This is a genomic window from Pseudescherichia sp. AS216 (genome assembly GCF_037152055.1).
Taxonomy (GTDB): domain Bacteria; phylum Pseudomonadota; class Gammaproteobacteria; order Enterobacterales; family Enterobacteriaceae; genus Pseudescherichia.
This window is the reverse complement of sequence record NZ_JBBCMV010000009.1, coordinates 18440-33941: the sequence shown is the minus strand read 5'-3', so window position 1 is coordinate 33941 and position 15502 is coordinate 18440. Positions and strand designations below refer to the sequence as shown.

Annotated in this window: 15 protein-coding genes and 1 pseudogene; 11 read left to right on the top strand and 5 right to left on the bottom strand. The window is 60.4% G+C overall.

Going from position 1 to position 15502, the window contains the following annotated elements; genetic code table 11:
* Nucleotides 1–14 precede the first annotated feature (14 nt).
* Entirely contained in the window at nt 15–635 is a 621-nt protein-coding gene (rhtC, locus tag WFN61_RS19535) for a threonine export protein RhtC (RefSeq protein ID WP_144819186.1), read from the top strand.
* Nucleotides 636–673: 38 nt separating this feature from the next.
* Here rhtC and WFN61_RS19530 read toward each other — a convergent pair.
* Both WFN61_RS19530 and rhtB read right to left on the bottom strand, forming a co-directional pair.
* Nucleotides 674–1024 (bottom strand): annotated as a pseudogene (locus WFN61_RS19530) (ISNCY family transposase); the annotation flags it as partial.
* Nucleotides 1023–1643 carry a homoserine/homoserine lactone efflux protein gene (gene rhtB, locus WFN61_RS19525; protein ID WP_042394902.1) on the bottom strand — a complete coding sequence of 207 codons (621 nt, stop codon included), beginning with the start codon at nt 1641–1643 and terminating at the stop codon, nt 1023–1025. The gene rhtB and the pseudogene WFN61_RS19530, both read right to left, overlap by 2 nt.
* A 108-nt stretch (nt 1644–1751) precedes the next feature.
* Between rhtB and pldB the strand changes: the two genes are divergently transcribed.
* The 3 genes from pldB (at nt 1752) to WFN61_RS19510 (ending at nt 4555) form a co-directional block, all read left to right on the top strand.
* Complete coding sequence (pldB, locus tag WFN61_RS19520; RefSeq protein ID WP_312235323.1) at nt 1752–2744, top strand: lysophospholipase L2; 993 nt, start codon at nt 1752–1754, stop codon at nt 2742–2744.
* 39 nt (nt 2745–2783) lie between these two features.
* Complete coding sequence (yigL, locus tag WFN61_RS19515; protein ID WP_144819192.1) at nt 2784–3584, top strand: sugar/pyridoxal phosphate phosphatase YigL; 801 nt, start codon at nt 2784–2786, stop codon at nt 3582–3584.
* Between the two features lie 71 nt (nt 3585–3655).
* Complete coding sequence (locus WFN61_RS19510) at nt 3656–4555, top strand: carboxylate/amino acid/amine transporter (protein ID WP_144819194.1); 900 nt, start codon at nt 3656–3658, stop codon at nt 4553–4555.
* On the opposite strand, the gene metR is transcribed toward WFN61_RS19510, so the two are convergent.
* Nucleotides 4440–5396, bottom strand: coding sequence for an HTH-type transcriptional regulator MetR (gene metR / locus WFN61_RS19505; protein WP_144819196.1), 957 nt, complete (start codon nt 5394–5396; stop codon nt 4440–4442). The two genes, WFN61_RS19510 and metR, sit on opposite strands and share 116 nt — an antisense overlap.
* A gap of 116 nt (nt 5397–5512) precedes the next feature.
* Between metR and metE the strand changes: the two genes are divergently transcribed.
* Nucleotides 5513–7774 carry a 5-methyltetrahydropteroyltriglutamate--homocysteine S-methyltransferase gene (metE, locus tag WFN61_RS19500; protein WP_337039113.1) on the top strand — a complete coding sequence of 754 codons (2262 nt, stop codon included), beginning with the start codon at nt 5513–5515 and terminating at the stop codon, nt 7772–7774.
* A 36-nt stretch (nt 7775–7810) separates the two neighbouring features.
* Here metE and WFN61_RS19495 read toward each other — a convergent pair whose 3' ends face one another.
* Nucleotides 7811–8569 carry a DeoR/GlpR family DNA-binding transcription regulator gene (locus tag WFN61_RS19495; RefSeq protein ID WP_257759184.1) on the bottom strand — a complete coding sequence of 253 codons (759 nt, stop codon included), beginning with the start codon at nt 8567–8569 and terminating at the stop codon, nt 7811–7813.
* Between the two features lie 134 nt (nt 8570–8703).
* Between WFN61_RS19495 and WFN61_RS19490 the strand changes: the two genes are divergently transcribed.
* Genes WFN61_RS19490 through WFN61_RS19465 form a run of 6 tightly spaced genes read left to right on the top strand, consistent with a single transcriptional unit; the run spans nt 8704 to nt 14463 of the window.
* Nucleotides 8704–9681 carry an ABC transporter substrate-binding protein gene (locus tag WFN61_RS19490; protein WP_312176920.1) on the top strand — a complete coding sequence of 326 codons (978 nt, stop codon included), beginning with the start codon at nt 8704–8706 and terminating at the stop codon, nt 9679–9681.
* A 3-nt stretch (nt 9682–9684) separates the two neighbouring features.
* Nucleotides 9685–11397: an ABC transporter permease gene (locus tag WFN61_RS19485; protein ID WP_257759186.1), complete on the top strand. Its 1713-nt coding sequence runs from the start codon at nt 9685–9687 to the stop codon at nt 11395–11397.
* On the top strand, nt 11385–12410 hold the full coding sequence (locus WFN61_RS19480; protein WP_337039112.1) for an ABC transporter ATP-binding protein: 1026 nt from the start codon (nt 11385–11387) through the stop codon (nt 12408–12410). The genes WFN61_RS19485 and WFN61_RS19480 overlap by 13 nt, the downstream gene beginning before the upstream one ends.
* Nucleotides 12407–13477 (top strand): MBL fold metallo-hydrolase, encoded by a 1071-nt coding sequence (locus WFN61_RS19475; protein ID WP_337039111.1) that lies wholly within the window; start codon nt 12407–12409, stop codon nt 13475–13477. The genes WFN61_RS19480 and WFN61_RS19475 overlap by 4 nt, the downstream gene beginning before the upstream one ends.
* The gene (locus WFN61_RS19470; protein WP_312633928.1) at nt 13461–14018 is read left to right on the top strand and encodes a histidine phosphatase family protein; all 558 of its coding nucleotides are present in this window, start codon (nt 13461–13463) and stop codon (nt 14016–14018) included. The genes WFN61_RS19475 and WFN61_RS19470 overlap by 17 nt, the downstream gene beginning before the upstream one ends.
* On the top strand, nt 14008–14463 hold the full coding sequence (locus WFN61_RS19465) for a phosphatase domain-containing protein (protein WP_144819212.1): 456 nt from the start codon (nt 14008–14010) through the stop codon (nt 14461–14463). Before WFN61_RS19470 ends, WFN61_RS19465 begins: the two co-directional genes overlap by 11 nt.
* An 18-nt stretch (nt 14464–14481) precedes the next feature.
* Here WFN61_RS19465 and WFN61_RS19460 read toward each other — a convergent pair whose 3' ends face one another.
* Nucleotides 14482–15294 (bottom strand): dienelactone hydrolase family protein, encoded by an 813-nt coding sequence (locus WFN61_RS19460; protein WP_144819214.1) that lies wholly within the window; start codon nt 15292–15294, stop codon nt 14482–14484.
* Between the last annotated feature and the right edge of the window lie 208 nt (nt 15295–15502).

Genomic DNA, 15502 nt, shown 5'->3' with positions numbered 1-15502 from the left:
TTCACGAGTAATCTATGTTGACGCTATTTCTGACCGTGGCGCTGGTACATCTGGTGGCGCTGATGAGCCCTGGCCCGGACTTCTTCTTTGTCTCGCAAACTGCCGTTAGCCGCTCGCGCAAAGAGGCGATGATGGGCGTGCTGGGGATCACCCTCGGCGTCATGATCTGGGCTGGCGTGGCACTGCTTGGCCTTAATCTGATCCTCGAAAAAATGGCCTGGCTGCACACCATCATTATGGTCGGCGGTGGGCTCTACCTCTGCTGGATGGGCTACCAGCTGCTGCGCGGAGCGCTGAAGAAAGAGGTCCTGAATACACCAGCGCCGCAGGTTGAGCTGGCCACCAGCGGGCGTAGCTTTGTAAAGGGGCTGCTGACTAACCTGGCGAATCCAAAAGCGATTATCTACTTCGGCTCGGTCTTCTCATTATTCGTGGGTGATGGCGTCGGTGAGACGGCGCGCTGGGGAATTTTCGTGCTGATTGCGCTGGAGACCTTCGCCTGGTTTACCCTGGTGGCGAGCCTGTTTGCTCTGCCGACAATGCGCCGCGGCTACCAGCGTATGGCGAAGTGGATCGACGGCGTGGCTGGCGCGCTCTTCACCGCCTTTGGCCTGCATCTGATTATTTCCCGTTAAGCCGCTGCCCGTCCGGGTTTAACCGGGCGGGTCGCGTTTCAGTGTGCTAGCTGCTGCAACTCGTCTTTTGACAGGCCGGTGATCTCCATGACCGTACCACTATCAAAACCTCGCAGCAGCATCGCCCTGGCGATGTCCAGCATAGCGGCACGTTTTCCTTCCTGCATGCCTTGCAGTATACCTTCCTGCATGCCTTCAGCCAGGCCTATCTGCTTCATATGTTCTGCAAACGTCATCAGTGTTTCTCCATGCTGCGGCACGCGCTGTGCCAGTCCAAATAACAGGGTCTGAACGTCCTGAGCTTCTCCTGCCTGTGCGATGTAGTTTATCAGCGTGGTTATTTGTTGTCCGCTCATCTGCTCCAGCATCAACAAAACTGTGAGCTTGTTACGCGTGCCTTGCCGAGGCCAGCAGCGCCCCGACCAGCATAAACAGCGAGCCAAATACTCTATTTAATGCTTTCATCTGACGCGGTCCTTTGATCCATGCCGCGATGCGCGTTGCCAGAGTGGCATAGCCAATCATCACGATGATATCTACCACGACGGTGGTGACGCCGAGCACCAGGTACTGCATCACCTGCGGCTGATCCGGGTTGATAAACTGCGGAAACAGCGCGGCAAGAAACACGATGCTTTTGGGGTTAGTGAGGTTAACAAAAACAGCGCGTTTAAACAGGCGTCCGCGAGACTGGGTTTGGGCCAGGGTATTAAGATCCAGTGCGCCAGCAGCCCGCCACTGTTGAATGCCCAGCCATACCAGGTAGGCCGCGCCTGCCCACTTCAGTACCTCAAAGGCCAGCAGCGAGCGGGAGAATAGCGTTCCGAGCCCAACGCCAACCAGCACGATATGAATGGCCAGACCGGTCTGCAGGCCGCTAATCGACGCCGCTGCGCCGCGATAGCCGTGGCTGATGGCGGTGGTCATGGTGTTAATCGCGCCGGAGCCTGGCGAGAGGCTGAGGATGATCGAGGTAAGCAGATAGGCAAACCACCACTCGAAGGTCATGCGAAACTCCCTGAACGATATATTTTATGCAACAATACGCTATTGTTAACATGTTGTATCACGAGTCATAAAAAAACAATTTTACAGACGACCGGGGGCGGAAACCCAATGTTTCGGCAGAAAAAGGGGTGGGAAACAAGAGAAAATGCCTTTGCAGCTTTCACGCACGGACCCTTGACCGATTTCTGGCGGCAGCGTGAAGAGGCTGAATTCATTGGCGTTGGCGATATTCCAGTGCGCTTTGTGCGCTTTCATGCCGCCGATCACGATCGGGTGATCGTTGTCTGTCCTGGACGTATTGAAAGCTACGTCAAATATGCCGAGCTGGCTTACGATCTGTTCCATCTCGGTTTTGACGTGCTGATCATCGACCATCGTGGGCAGGGGCGCTCAGGCCGCATTCTGCCCGACCGACATCGTGGGCACGTCGATAATTTTGATGACTACGTTGACGATCTGCAGGCCTTCTGGCAGCAGGAGGTTGTACCTGGCCCATGGCGTAAACGCTATATTCTGGCGCACTCGATGGGTGGGGCGATCGCCACGCTGCTGCTGCAACGCCAGCCGCAGCTTTGTGATGCGATCGCGCTCTGTGCGCCTATGTTTGGTATTGTTATCCGTCTGCCCGACTGGATGGTGCGCCATATCCTGAACTGGGCCGAAGGCTATCAGCCGTTCCGGGAGAGCTACGCGCTGGGCACGGGGCGCTGGCATGCGCTGCCGTTTAGCATTAACGTGCTTACTCATAGCCGGGTACGCTATCGGCGAAACCTGCGCTGCTATGCTGACGATCCGCAGCTGCGCGTCGGCGGGCCGACCAACCACTGGGTGCGAGAGGGTATTCTCGCCGGTGAAAAGGTGCTGGCTGGCGCGGCGCAGGATGCGACGCCCATGCTCCTGCTCCAGGCAGAGGAAGAGCGCGTCGTCGATAACCGAATGCACGATCGTTTTTGTGAAATCCGCGCTGCAGCGGGCCATCCCTGTGAGGGAGACAGGCCGCTGGTCATCAAAGGCGCGTACCATGAGATCCTTTTTGAAAAGGACGCCATGCGCTCAGTCGCGCTTAACGCCATCGTTGATTTTTTCGACAGGCATAACTAATCCGGCGGTTCGCCGCCTGACCAGAGGTTAAATTCTATTATGTATCAGGTTGTTGCGTCTGATTTAGATGGCACGCTGCTCTCACCCGACCACTCACTCTCTCCCTACGCTAAAGAGACGTTAAAGCTGCTGACCGAGCGCGGCGTCAACTTCGTTTTTGCCACCGGCCGTCACCATGTCGACGTAGGACAGATCCGCGATAAGCTGGGTATCAAAGCCTATATGATCACCTCTAACGGCGCGCGAGTGCACGATACCGAGGGTAACCTGGTCTTTACGCATAACCTGGATCGCGAAATCGCTGAGGATCTGTTTGGCGTCATGCATAACGATCCGCACATCGATACCAACGTCTACCGTGACGACGAGTGGTTTATCAACCGTCACCGCCCGGATGAGATGCGCTTTTTCAAAGAGGCCGTCTTCCAGTACTCTCTTTTTGAGCCAGGTATGCTTGATCCCGAGGGGATCAGCAAGGTGTTTTTCACCTGCGATACCCATGAGCCGCTGCTGCCCCTGGAGCAGGCCATTAACGCCCGCTGGGGCGATCGCGTCAACGTCAGTTTCTCTACGCTGACCTGTCTGGAAGTGATGGCGGGCGGCGTGTCGAAAGGCCACGCGCTGGAGGCGGTAGCGAAAGCGATGGGCCACAGCCTGAAAGAGTGCATCGCTTTTGGCGACGGAATGAACGATGCCGAGATGCTCTCTATGGCGGGTAAAGGCTGTATTATGGCTAACGCGCACCAGCGCCTGAAGGATCTCTACCCGCAGCTGGAGGTGATCGGCACTAACGGGGACAACGCGGTGCCGCACTATCTGCGTAAGCTGTTTCTTGATTGATTAATGATTAATCAGTTGTCAACCGGTAACTCCGCTACAATGGGTGCTCATTAACCAACGAGACACCTATTGTGGCGTTACTGATTATCACCACCGTTCTGTGGGCCTTCTCTTTTAGCCTCTATGGCGAATACCTCGCCGGACATATCGACAGCTACTTCTCCGTGCTGATGCGCGTTGGGCTGGCCGCGCTGGTTTTCCTGCCCTTCCTGCGCACGCGAGGCCACGGGCTAAAAACCATCGGCCTCTATATGCTGGTGGGTGCCATGCAGCTGGGCATCATGTATATGCTCAGCTTCCGCGCCTATCTCTATCTGACGGTCTCCGAGCTGTTGCTGTTTACCGTCCTGACGCCGCTCTACATCACGCTGATCTACGATCTGATGAGCCGACGTCGGCTACGCTGGGGCTATGCGCTGAGCGCGCTGCTGGCGGTGATCGGGGCGGGGATCATTCGTTACGATCAGGTGACCAACCACTTCTGGACCGGACTGCTGCTGGTGCAGCTCTCTAACATCAGCTTTGCCATCGGCATGGTGGGCTACAAGCGCCTGATGGAGACCCGGCCGATGCCGCAGCATAACGCCTTTGCCTGGTTCTATCTGGGCGCGCTGCTGGTGGCGGTGGTGGCCTGGTTTGCATTGGGCAACGCCCAGAAGCTGCCAGAGACAAACCTGCAGTGGAGCATTCTGGTGTTTCTTGGCGTGGTGGCGTCAGGGATTGGCTACTTCATGTGGAACTACGGCGCAACCCAGGTGGATGCCGGTACGCTCGGCATTATGAACAACATGCACGTCCCGGCAGGGCTGCTGGTTAATCTCGCCATCTGGCAGGAGCAGCCCCACTGGCCAAGCTTTATCCTTGGGGGGACAGTGATAGTGGCGTCCCTATGGGTGCATCGCCGCTGGGTCGCTCCGCGCTCCGCACAAAAGGAAGGTGGTCGCACGCATGGTTCCGCGCTGAGCGAATAAACGCCTCCGTTACCGGCTGACGCTGCTCGCCATCGCGCACTGCCGCGTACAGTCGGCTCCACAGTCCTTCGCCCAGGGTCTTGGTCACGATCAGACCCTGGCGCTCAACGTTCTCCACCACCCAGTGCGGCAGTGCCGCGATGCCCATCCGGGCTGCCACCATCTGGATCAGCAGCAGCGTGTTATCCACGCTCTTCAGCATCGGGTTAATGCCTGCCGGCTGCAGGAAGTGACGCCAGATATCCAACCGGCTGCGCTGGACCGGATAGATCAGCAGCGTTTCAGCGGCGATATCCTCGGGCGTAATGCGCGCCCGGGTCGCGAGGGGGTGATCCGGGGCCAGCACCAGGCGCACTTCAAAATCAAACATCGGCGAATAGTGCAGCCCGCTGCGCGGCAAAATATCTGAGGTCAGCACCACGTCCAGCTCGCTCTGCTGCAACGCTGGCTGGGGATCGAAGGTCACGCCGGATTTGAAATCCATCTCTACCTGCGGCCATTTGCTACGGAAATTCTCAAGGGCGGGAGTGAGCCACTGAATACAGCTGTGGCACTCAATGGCGATCCGCAGGGTGGTTTGCTGCGGTTCGCTACAGTCCTGAAGCGCGCGGCTAATCTGCGGCAGCACCTGATTGGCCAGCTGTAACAGGATTTCACCCTGCGGCGTAAAACGCAGCGGCTGGCTTTTACGGACAAAAAGACGGAAGCCAAGGCGCTGTTCGAGATCGCTGAACTGGTGGGAGAGGGCGGACTGCGTCTGATGCAGCGTAGCTGCCGCCGCCGCCAGCGATCCGCTGTTCCGTAACGCCTGGAGCGTTTTCAGGTGTTTAATTTCGATCATGAAAGTCCTTCACTTCGCCATGAACAATTTGCGCTTGAGGAATATACAGTACCTGTCGAATATAGATGTGTAAACATCTGGACGTCCAAAATCCTAAAATTCACAAGGGGCATACCATGACAGTACTGAACCACACCCTCGGTTTTCCTCGCGTTGGTCTGCGTCGCGAGCTGAAGAAGGCACAAGAGAGCTATTGGGCGGGAAATACCACGCAGGAAGCCTTGCTGGCGGTGGGCCGGGAGCTGCGCGCCCGCCACTGGGAGCAGCAGAAGCAGGCGGGTATTGACCTGCTGCCAGTGGGCGATTTCGCCTGGTACGACCATGTTCTGACCACCAGCCTGCTGCTTGGCAACGTGCCGGCTCGTCATCAGAACAAAGATGGATCGGTTGATATCGACACCCTGTTCCGCATTGGCCGCGGCCGTGCACCCACCGGTGAGCCGGCGGCGGCGGCAGAGATGACCAAATGGTTTAACACTAACTATCACTATATGGTGCCGGAGTTCACGCAAGGGCAGCGGTTCACGCTGACCTGGACCCAGCTACTAGACGAAGTGGACGAGGCGCTGGCGCTGGGTCACAGGGTCAAACCCGTCCTGCTGGGGCCGGTAACGTACCTGTGGTTGGGTAAGGTAAAAGGCGAACCGTTTGACCGCCTCAGCCTGCTGAATGATATTCTGCCGGTCTACCAGCAGGTGCTGGCCGAGCTGGCAAAACGCGGCGTCGAGTGGGTACAGATCGACGAGCCCGCGCTGGTGCTGGAGCTGCCGCAGGCGTGGCTGAATGCCTTCAAGCCCGCCTATGAGGCGCTGGCAGGAGAGGTGAAGCTCCTGCTGACCACCTATTTCGACGACGTGACGCCGAACCTCGATACTATTGCCGCGCTGCCGGTACAGGGTCTGCACGTTGACCTGGTGCACGGTAAAGATGACGTAGCCGAGCTGCATCGCCGCCTGCCAGCCGACTGGCTGCTCTCCGCCGGGCTGGTAAACGGGCGTAACGTTTGGCGGGCCGATCTCACCGAGAAATATGCTCAGGTTAAAGAGATCGTCGGCCAACGCGAGCTGTGGGTCGCCTCCTCCTGCTCGCTGCTGCACAGCCCCATCGATCTGAGCGTTGAAACCCGGCTGGATGCCGAAGTGAAGAGCTGGTTTGCCTTCGCCCTGCAAAAATGTCACGAGCTGGCCCTGCTGCGCGATGCCCTGAACAGCGGCGACATCGCACCGCTGGCTGAATGGAGCGCCCCGATCCAGGCCCGCCGCCACTCAACCCGGGTGCACAACACGGCCGTAGCCCAGCGGCTGGCGGCGATTACCACCAGAGATAGCCAGCGGGCGCGCCCCTACGCGGAGCGTGCGGCGGTTCAGCGGGCACGTTTCAACCTGCCCGCCTGGCCGACAACGACCATCGGCTCGTTCCCGCAGACCACCGAGATCCGCGGCCTGCGTCTGGAGTTCAAACAGGGACGCTTAGATGCGGGCAGCTACCGCACCGGCATCGCTGAACATATCAAGCAGGCGATTGCCGAGCAGGAGCGCCTCGGCCTTGACGTGCTGGTGCATGGTGAAGCCGAGCGTAACGATATGGTGGAGTATTTCGGCGAGCACCTGGACGGCTTTGTCTTTACCCAGAATGGCTGGGTGCAGAGTTATGGCTCCCGCTGCGTGAAGCCGCCGGTGGTGATCGGCGATGTTAGCCGTCCGGACGCGATCACCGTGGAGTGGGCGAAATATGCCCAGTCCCTCACCGATAAGCCGGTAAAAGGGATGCTGACCGGGCCGGTGACTATTCTCTGCTGGTCCTTCCCGCGCGAAGACGTCAGCCGGGAAACCATCGCCAGGCAGATTGCGCTGGCGCTGCGCGACGAAGTGGCGGATCTGGAGGCGGCGGGCATCGGGATTATCCAGATCGATGAGCCCGCCTTGCGTGAAGGGCTGCCGCTAAAGCGCAGCGAATGGGACGCCTACCTGGCGTGGAGCGTGGAGGCCTTCCGTATCAACGCTGCGGTGGCGAAGGACGAGACGCAGATCCACACCCACATGTGCTACTGCGAGTTCAACGACATCATGGACTCCATCGCCGCGCTGGATGCGGACGTGATCACCATCGAAACCTCGCGCTCGGATATGGAGCTGCTGGCGTCGTTTGAAGCCTTTGAATACCCAAATGAGATCGGGCCGGGGGTCTACGATATTCACTCGCCAAACGTGCCGGACGTGGCGTGGATCGAGACTCTGCTGAAGAAGGCGGCGGATCGCATTCCGGCCGAGCGCCTGTGGGTTAACCCGGACTGTGGCCTGAAAACCCGTGGCTGGCCAGAGACCCGTGCGGCGCTGGCCAACATGGTTAAAGCGGCACAGAACCTGCGTAACGCGTAAGGTAACAATGCCGGGCGGCGCTTGCGCTTGCCCGGCCTACGCCTGGCTTAGCCACGCTGTCCCCCTCTGCTTAATGACCGCATGCTGCTGCGGCGTCGGGGGCCTGTCGCTTACCACATAATCGAAATCCCCCACGCTGCCGTTCTGGCAGATCGCGTTCCGGCCAAACTTAGTGCTGTCCACCACCAGCACGCTCACCGCCGCGCTGGCGACCAGCGCCCGGCGTGCGGCGACCTCATCATCGTTATAGTCATACAGCTCGCCCGCCTCACCGATCCCGCCTATTGAAACCACGCCAGCGTCAACGCGGTAACGGCTGAAAAAGCACTGGGCATCGCTGCCGATCACATCCAGATCGCGCTTGCGGACGCGCCCGCCTGCCACCGTCAGCTCGCAGGCGGCAAGACGGCTCAGCGCTTCGGCGGCGTGCAGATTATTGGTAAATACCGCCAGCCGACTCGCTTCCGGCAGCGCCCGGGCCACCATCTCAACGGTGGTGCCGGTCCCGAGAAAGCAGCTCTGGTAGTCGCCCAGCAGCAGCGCCGTGCGCTCACCGATCCATCGCTTGCCTGCAATATTGACGATCTCCCGCTGCTGATAGCCAATATTTTCGCGGGCGAAAGGGGCAACCATGCCGTGACGCCGCAGCAGCAGTCCGCCTGAGGTGAGCATACGCAGATCGCTACGCACGGTTTGCAGCGAGACGCCAAAGTGCTGCGCCAGCTGTTCAATGCTGCTTTCACCGTGCGCCGTCACCAGCTCGACAATCGCCGTGCGGCGGGATTCGGGGGTCATTATTCGCTCCTGTTAGCACCCTTTTGCATCATGCTAGCGCGCGAATGTGAAATTATTACTACGAAAAAAGCTGGTCATATTTTTGTCAGATTTCCCTGTTTTAATCATCACAACGAAAACAGAGGGAAGAGATCATGAGTAAGCACACCGCGCTGGCCGCCGTTATCGTAACCGCGTTAAGCACGCCGGCTTTCGCCGCCTCCACGCTGACGCTCTATACCAGCCAGCCGAACGAAGATGCCCAGATGACTGTTACCGCCTTCGAAAAGGCGCACCCGGATATTGAGGTCAAATGGATCCGCGACGGAACCACCAAACTCACGGCGCGCCTGCAGGCCGAACTGGCAGCGGGCGGTGCCGCGCCGGACGTGCTGCTGATCGCCGACAGCGTCACCATGGAGTCCCTCAAAAAGCAGGATCTGCTGGCGGCCTATAAATCGCCTGAAGCCAGCCGCTACGATGCTCAGCTGTACGATCCGCAGGGCTACTACTACGGCACCAAGCTGATCACCACCGGGATTGCCTACAACACCCGGGCACCGGTGAAGCCTGGCTCGTGGCAGGATCTGCTCAAGCCTGAACTCAAGAACATGACCACGCTGCCCAGCCCGCTCTACTCTGGCGCGGCGCAGATCCATATGGCGACGCTGATGAACGATCCGCAGCTCGGCTTTGCCTGGTACGAAAAGCTGAAGGCTAACGGCGCGATGCCGCAGAGCGGAAACGGCGCGGTGATGAACGCCATCACCTCTGGCAGCAAGGGCTATGGCGTGCTGGTGGACTACATGGCGATCCGCGAAAAAGCCAAGGGCGCGCCGATTGAGTTCGTGTTCCCGAAAGAGGGCGTCAGCATCGTCACCGAGCCGGTAGCCATGCTGAAGAAGGCGAAAAACCCGGACGGGGCAAAAGCCTTTATCGACTTTGTGCTGTCGGATGCGGGTCAGCGCCTGGTGCTGAAGCAGGGCTACCTACCTGCCGATGCGAACCTCCCGGCCCCGGAAGGCTTCCCCGCGCGAGAGAGCATCAAGCTGATGCCGTATGACCCGGCGAAGGCGCTGGCGGATACCGACGCCAATAAAAAACGCTTCGCCGATCTGTTTGGAAACCGCTAACTGATGACCACCATGACCCTCCGACAACCCGCCAGCAGCGGCCCGCCGAAGGGGCTGCTCTGGCTGCTGCTCGGCCTGGTGGCGCTGCTCAGCCTGCTGCCGAGCCTGCGGCTGCTGGTTTCAGCGCTGCTCGACTGGCAGCAGGGGAGCAGTAGCAGCCTGTGGCGCGTTCTCAGCAACCCGACGACCTGGACCGCGCTCTCCCATAGCCTCTATACCAGCGGCCTGGGCACGCTGCTCTCGCTGCTGCTGGGCGGGCTGTTTGCCTTCTGCCTCGCGCTGACCAATATCCGCCTCAAGCAAGTCTGGGTATTCCTGTTTATGCTGCCGATGATGATCCCGCCTCAGGTGACGGCCCTGAGCTGGCTCCAGCTCTTCGGGCCGAGCAGCATCCTGCTTAACAGCCTCGGCATCGCGCCGTCGTTCGGCAGCGCCAATCCGCTCTACTCTCCGGAGGGGATCGCCCTGCTGCTGGGGATCCAGCATGCGCCGCTGGTCTTTCTGGCCCTGCGCACCCAGCTTCAGTGCCTGCCGAAAGAGCAGATCGAGGCGGCGCGGCTGAACGGCGCGTCGCTGTGGCGGGTGTTTATCGACATCGTGCTGCCGCTGTGCCGCACCGCGCTGTGGGCCGGAGCGGCGATAGCCTTTGTCTCCGCGCTGGGTAACTTTGGTATTCCGGCGATGCTGGGCATCCCCATCTCCTACTTTGTGCTGCCGATTCAGATCTACCAGTCGCTGTCCAGCTTCGGACCGTCGATGCTGAGCGACGTAGCCGCGCTGTCGGTGCTGATGGGCGTGTTGGCGATTGGCATTGTCTCGCTGCAGGGCTATCTACAGCGCCGCCATGCGCTGCCGCTGATCGGCATGGCCGGACGGGCGCTCGATTTTCAGCTCGGCAGGTGGCGTCTTGCTACCGAGCTGCTGCTGGGTGCAGTGCTGTGCGCTATTCTGCTGGCTCCGCTGCTGGCGCTGGTTGCGACCTCGCTGGTGCCGACCCTTGGCGTGCCGCTGACGGCCAACACCCTGACCTTTAACGCTTACCAGGCGATGCTGGAGAGCGGCAGCGCCACCTGGCGCGCGCTGAGCAACAGCCTGCTGCTTTCGGTCTCTGCCGCCCTGGTGCTGATGCTGCTGAGCTTGCCGCTGGCGTGGCTGCTGGTGCGTTTCCCGGCGCGTCCGCTGCGCTGGCTGCACAGCGCCATCGATATTCCCTATACCCTGCCGGGGGTAGTGCTGGCTATCGCCTGCATCCTGCTGTTCGCCCGTCCGCTGCCCATTATCGGCATCAGCCTGAGCGGCACGCTGCTGATCATCTTCTTCGCCTACCTGGCGCGCTTTCTCACCGTCTGCCTGAAGCCGCTGCACAACAGCATGCTCCAGCTCGATCCGGCGATGGAGGAGGCGGCCAGCCTGGCGGGAGCCAACTTTTCCCAACGGCTGCGGCATATCGTTCTGCCTCTGCTGGCTCCGGCGGCCTTTGCCGGCGCGCTACTGGTGTTTCTGACGGCGGTGAATGAGCTGACCGTCTCTGCCCTGTTGTGGAGCGCGGGCAAGGAGACCCTCGGCGTGGTCATATTTAACCTTGATGAGAGCGGCGATAAGGTGTTGGCCTCCGCCATCTCCGTGATGGTCGTCGCGCTGGTAGCACTGGTGATGCTGATGCTGAGCGGCCTGAGCCGCTATCTACCCAAAGGAGTGATCCCATGGCAGAACTAAGCCTGGAGAGCCTGAGTAAAACGTTCGGCGACCAGACCGTGGTGCGCGATCTGAGCCTGACCATTCCCGAAGGCGCATTTACAGCGCTGCTCGGGCCAAGCGGCTGCGGGAAAACCACCACCCTGCGCATACTGGCCGGGTTGGAGCGGCTCTCCAGTGGCCGCCTGACGCTGGGCAACCGGCTGCTGGCCGATGCGGTTACTCATCTGCCGCCGGAGGCGCGCAACATGGGAATGGTGTTTCAATCCTACGCCCTCTGGCCGCATATGACGGTAGCGGAGAACGTTGGCTATCCGCTGAAGCTGAAGAGAGTGAACGGCGCGGCGCGGCATAAGCAGGTGCTTGCTGCTCTTGAGGTGGTAGAGCTGGCGGCGTATGCCGACCGCTCACCGCAGGATCTGAGCGGCGGGCAGCGTCAACGCGTGGCGCTGGCACGCTGCCTGGTTTCCGAGCCGCAGGTGGTGCTGCTTGACGAGCCGCTGGCGAATCTCGATCGTCATCTGCGGGCCACCATGGAGCAGACCTTCCGCGAATTTCATCGCCGCACCGGAGCAACCTTTGTCTACGTGACCCACGATCAGGCAGAGGCGATGGCGCTGGCCAGCCATATCGCGGTGATGCATCGGGGCGAGCTGATGCAGTGGGGAACGCCGCAGGAACTCTATCAGCAGCCCCACAGTGCATGGGTTGCGGGGTTTATTGGCAAGGGCAGCGTGCTGAACCTGGCGAGCGCAACGCAGGATCGCCATCTGGATGGCATACAGCTTCATCATGGCCTGAGCGTGAGCGATGGCGTGCGCCACCCGGTGCTGGTACGCCCCGAGCACGTTGAAATAGGCGAGGGCGGCCTGGCCGCTACCGTCGAAAACTGTATCTATCAGGGGGAGCGCTACCTGCTGGCGCTGCGCCTGGCCGACGGTCAGCCGCTCACGGCCTTCCATCATCTGCCGCTGCGCGAGCAGCAGCTCACCGCCGTGCGCCTGCATCAGGGCTGGCGGCTGGAGGCGGCGTGACAGCGCAGATTGAGATTATCAGCGGGCTGCATGACAAAACGCCCGCCGCTATTCTGGTGACCACCCCCACACAGCACATTCTGCTGGATGCCGGGGGCTCGCTGGAGCCGGGAGCTGACGACTGGCCAGTGCCGGATCGTCTGGATGCCGTGCTGCTTAGTCACGATCATATCGATCATATCGCTGGTCTGGCGCGGCTGCCCGCCTCGGTGCCGATCTATTGTAGCGCCGTAACGGCCCGCGCGTTGCCGCCAGGATCGAACGTTCACCCGATACCGGTGCGCGGTCAGTTCTCCCTCGGCGAATTGACGGTGACCACCGGCAGCAGCGGCCATGCCTGGGGCGGGATCTGGTTCCACCTTAATGTGCCAGGGGGGCTGTTCTACAGCGGCGACGTGAGCCTGGAGTCGGCGCTGTTTCATTTCGATCCACCGCCGCCTGCGACAGTCGCGCTGATGGACGCCTCGTATGGCCTGTACGACACGCCCCAGCATCAGCAGCTTGAGACTCTGTGGCTGCACGTGCAGCGGCCGGTGCTCTGTCCGGTTCCGCCTTCTGGACGGGCGGTGGAGATGGCCCTGCTGCTGGCGCGTCGTGGCATGAGTGACGTGACGATGGATGATGCCTGCCGCGAGATGATGACGCTGATGGCGGAAGATAATGACGGTAGCCTGATCCCCGGCATAGAGCATGAGCTGCGGCAGCGGATACGTGACCTGCCTTCGTTGACCGCTGACGCGCCGGTGATTTTGGCCGCCGACCCGGATGGGCAGCAGGGCATCGCGGGCGAACTACGGCGGCGCGCTGATTTCCGCCACCGCACCCTGTTTACCGGGCATATGAATCACCGCGCCCGCGAGCAGCATCAACGAGGCGAGGTGGATTTCTGCCGCTGGAACGTTCATCCCACGCGTCGCTGCTTACAAAAGCTGGTGGCGATACTGCGTTGTCGCCAGCTGGTGCCGCTGTTTACCCCTGTTGATGACGCCGTGCTCTGGCAGCAGACGCTGGGCTGCGACATCTTTACCCAGCCCCGTTTCAGGATAAAACATGACGCTACTACCTAAGCCTTTTGTCTTTGTTCGCCATGGCCAGACGCCGCTTAACCGCGATCGCCTGATTGGCGGACGAACTGAAGTACCGCTCACCGCGACGGGCGAGCAGCAGGCCCGCGATGCCGCACCGCTACTGGCCAACCACCCCTGGAGCATCGTTGCCGTTAGCCCGCAGCAGCGCGCCCGGCGTACCGCAGAGCTATTACTGCCTGGGGCATCGCTGACGCAGGTTCCCGACCTGCGCGAGCGAGACTGGGGCGACCTTGAATGTCGTCCCCTTGGCGAGCAGACGCCCTACGAGGAGACGCCGCCGAACGGCGAAGCCTGGCTGCCTTTCTGTCGGCGCGTGATCGAGGCGTTGAACACCCTGCTGGCGCAGTACGACACGCCGCTGATCGTGGCGCACTCTGGTGTGTTTCGCGTGATCCGCCTGCTGGCGACCGGCACGCCGCATGGCGAGCGGATCGGCAACGTTGCCCCGCTCTGGATCCTGCCCGGCGCTACCCCTGATGACTGGAAAATGATCCCGCTGGAGAAGATGAATGCTGACTGAACAATGTGTGATTGTAGATATTGACGGTACCCTGGCCGAGTTTGACGCCGAGGCGGTACGCGAGTGGGTCTTAGGCCCGGAAAAACAGTGGCAGCCCTTTTTCGCCCACATGGCGGAAGCGCTGCCGAGCGTGGCCATTAGCCGTCTGGTGGGGCTGCTCAGCGCCCAGCAGCAGAAGATCGTGATCTGCAGCGGACGGCCTGCCAGCTTCCAGCGCCATACCCAGGAGTGGCTGGAGCGGCACTGTATTCCTTTCGATGCGCTCTATCTTCGGCCGGACGGGGAGGACATGCTCCCGGATGAGGTAGTGAAGAAGACGCTGCTGCAGCAGATAAAAGCGGACGGCTACGCCCCCTGGCTGGTGATCGACGATCGTCAGGCGGTGGTGGATTTCTGGCGTGCGGAAGGGCTGACCTGCCTGCAGTGTGCGCCGGGCGATTTTTAAGCCACCCGGCACGGTACGCTACCCTCGCTTTTCGCCGTACTGGGCAAACCATGCCAGCATGCGCTGCCAGCCCTCTTTGGCCGACTCTTCGTGGTAGCTCGGACGATAGTCGGCGTTAAAAGCATGTCCGGCATCGGGATAGACCACGATCTCCGCCTCAGCGTTGGCGGCACGCAGGGCGTGACGCATGGTTTCTACGGTATCAAGCGGAATACTGCCATCCTGTGCACCGTATAGACCCAGCACCGGCGCGTTCAGATCGGTGGCGATATCCACCGGATGCGTCGGCGAGTTCAGGGTTTTATCGCCCACCAGCTTGCCATACCACGCCACCGCCGCCTTCAGCTGTGGATTATGCGCGGCGTAGAGCCAGGCGATGCGTCCGCCCCAGCAAAAGCCGGTAAGCAGAAGCCGGTGCGCGTCGCCGCCGTTGCGCGCCGCCCAGTTGGCGACATGATCGAGATCGGCTAATACCTGTGCATCCGGCACTTTTGAAACCAGCTCTTTAAACAGCGTGGGAACATCGCTGTAGTCATTGGGATCGCCCTGACGGAAGTAGAGTTCGGGCGCGATGGCCAGATAACCCTCCTGCGCCAGCCGACGGCAGATATCACGAATATGCTCGTGCACGCCGAAAATCTCCTGAACGACAATCACTACCGGCAGTGGGCCGGCGGCAGCCTGTGGCCGGGCATGCCAGGCGGGCATGTTTTCTCCCTGAGTGGGAATTGACGTCTCACCGGTCAGAATTGACTCTTCAGAGGTGCGAACGGCGGTGGAAGCGTGAGGTGAAGCTGCAGGTGCAAAGCCGGGCTGTTTTTCTGTTGTCATGGCAATCTCCGTACCCTTATTTAGCGCATCAGGTAACTATAGCCAGTACGCCAAAATCATCCTGTGCGGAAGAGACTATCTTTAAGACGAACGGGCGAAGAAGAACATCACAGTGTGATGTAGATCACTTTTTGATGAAAAATTAATGTAACCAGTTTTCTTGAGAGTGATTGGTGTCACGAAAAAAAGCGATGGCCTTCTGTAGAGT

What these genes read in the sequence shown, in the direction of transcription:
- metE (WP_337039113.1), top strand. Translation starts at nt 5,513, where the DNA reads ATGACAGTACTGAACCACACCCTCGGTTTTCCTCGCGTTGGTCTGCGT.
- WFN61_RS19495 (WP_257759184.1), bottom strand. Translation starts at nt 8,569, where the DNA reads ATGACCCCCGAATCCCGCCGCACGGCGATTGTCGAGCTGGTGACGGCG.
- WFN61_RS19460 (WP_144819214.1), bottom strand. Translation starts at nt 15,294, where the DNA reads ATGACAACAGAAAAACAGCCCGGCTTTGCACCTGCAGCTTCACCTCAC.
- rhtB (WP_042394902.1), bottom strand. Translation starts at nt 1,643, where the DNA reads ATGACCTTCGAGTGGTGGTTTGCCTATCTGCTTACCTCGATCATCCTC.
- metR (WP_144819196.1), bottom strand. Translation starts at nt 5,396, where the DNA reads ATGATCGAAATTAAACACCTGAAAACGCTCCAGGCGTTACGGAACAGC.
- WFN61_RS19480 (WP_337039112.1), top strand. Translation starts at nt 11,385, where the DNA reads ATGGCAGAACTAAGCCTGGAGAGCCTGAGTAAAACGTTCGGCGACCAG.
- yigL (WP_144819192.1), top strand. Translation starts at nt 2,784, where the DNA reads ATGTATCAGGTTGTTGCGTCTGATTTAGATGGCACGCTGCTCTCACCC.
- pldB (WP_312235323.1), top strand. Translation starts at nt 1,752, where the DNA reads ATGTTTCGGCAGAAAAAGGGGTGGGAAACAAGAGAAAATGCCTTTGCA.
- WFN61_RS19465 (WP_144819212.1), top strand. Translation starts at nt 14,008, where the DNA reads ATGCTGACTGAACAATGTGTGATTGTAGATATTGACGGTACCCTGGCC.
- WFN61_RS19485 (WP_257759186.1), top strand. Translation starts at nt 9,685, where the DNA reads ATGACCACCATGACCCTCCGACAACCCGCCAGCAGCGGCCCGCCGAAG.
- WFN61_RS19470 (WP_312633928.1), top strand. Translation starts at nt 13,461, where the DNA reads ATGACGCTACTACCTAAGCCTTTTGTCTTTGTTCGCCATGGCCAGACG.
- WFN61_RS19490 (WP_312176920.1), top strand. Translation starts at nt 8,704, where the DNA reads ATGAGTAAGCACACCGCGCTGGCCGCCGTTATCGTAACCGCGTTAAGC.
- rhtC (WP_144819186.1), top strand. Translation starts at nt 15, where the DNA reads ATGTTGACGCTATTTCTGACCGTGGCGCTGGTACATCTGGTGGCGCTG.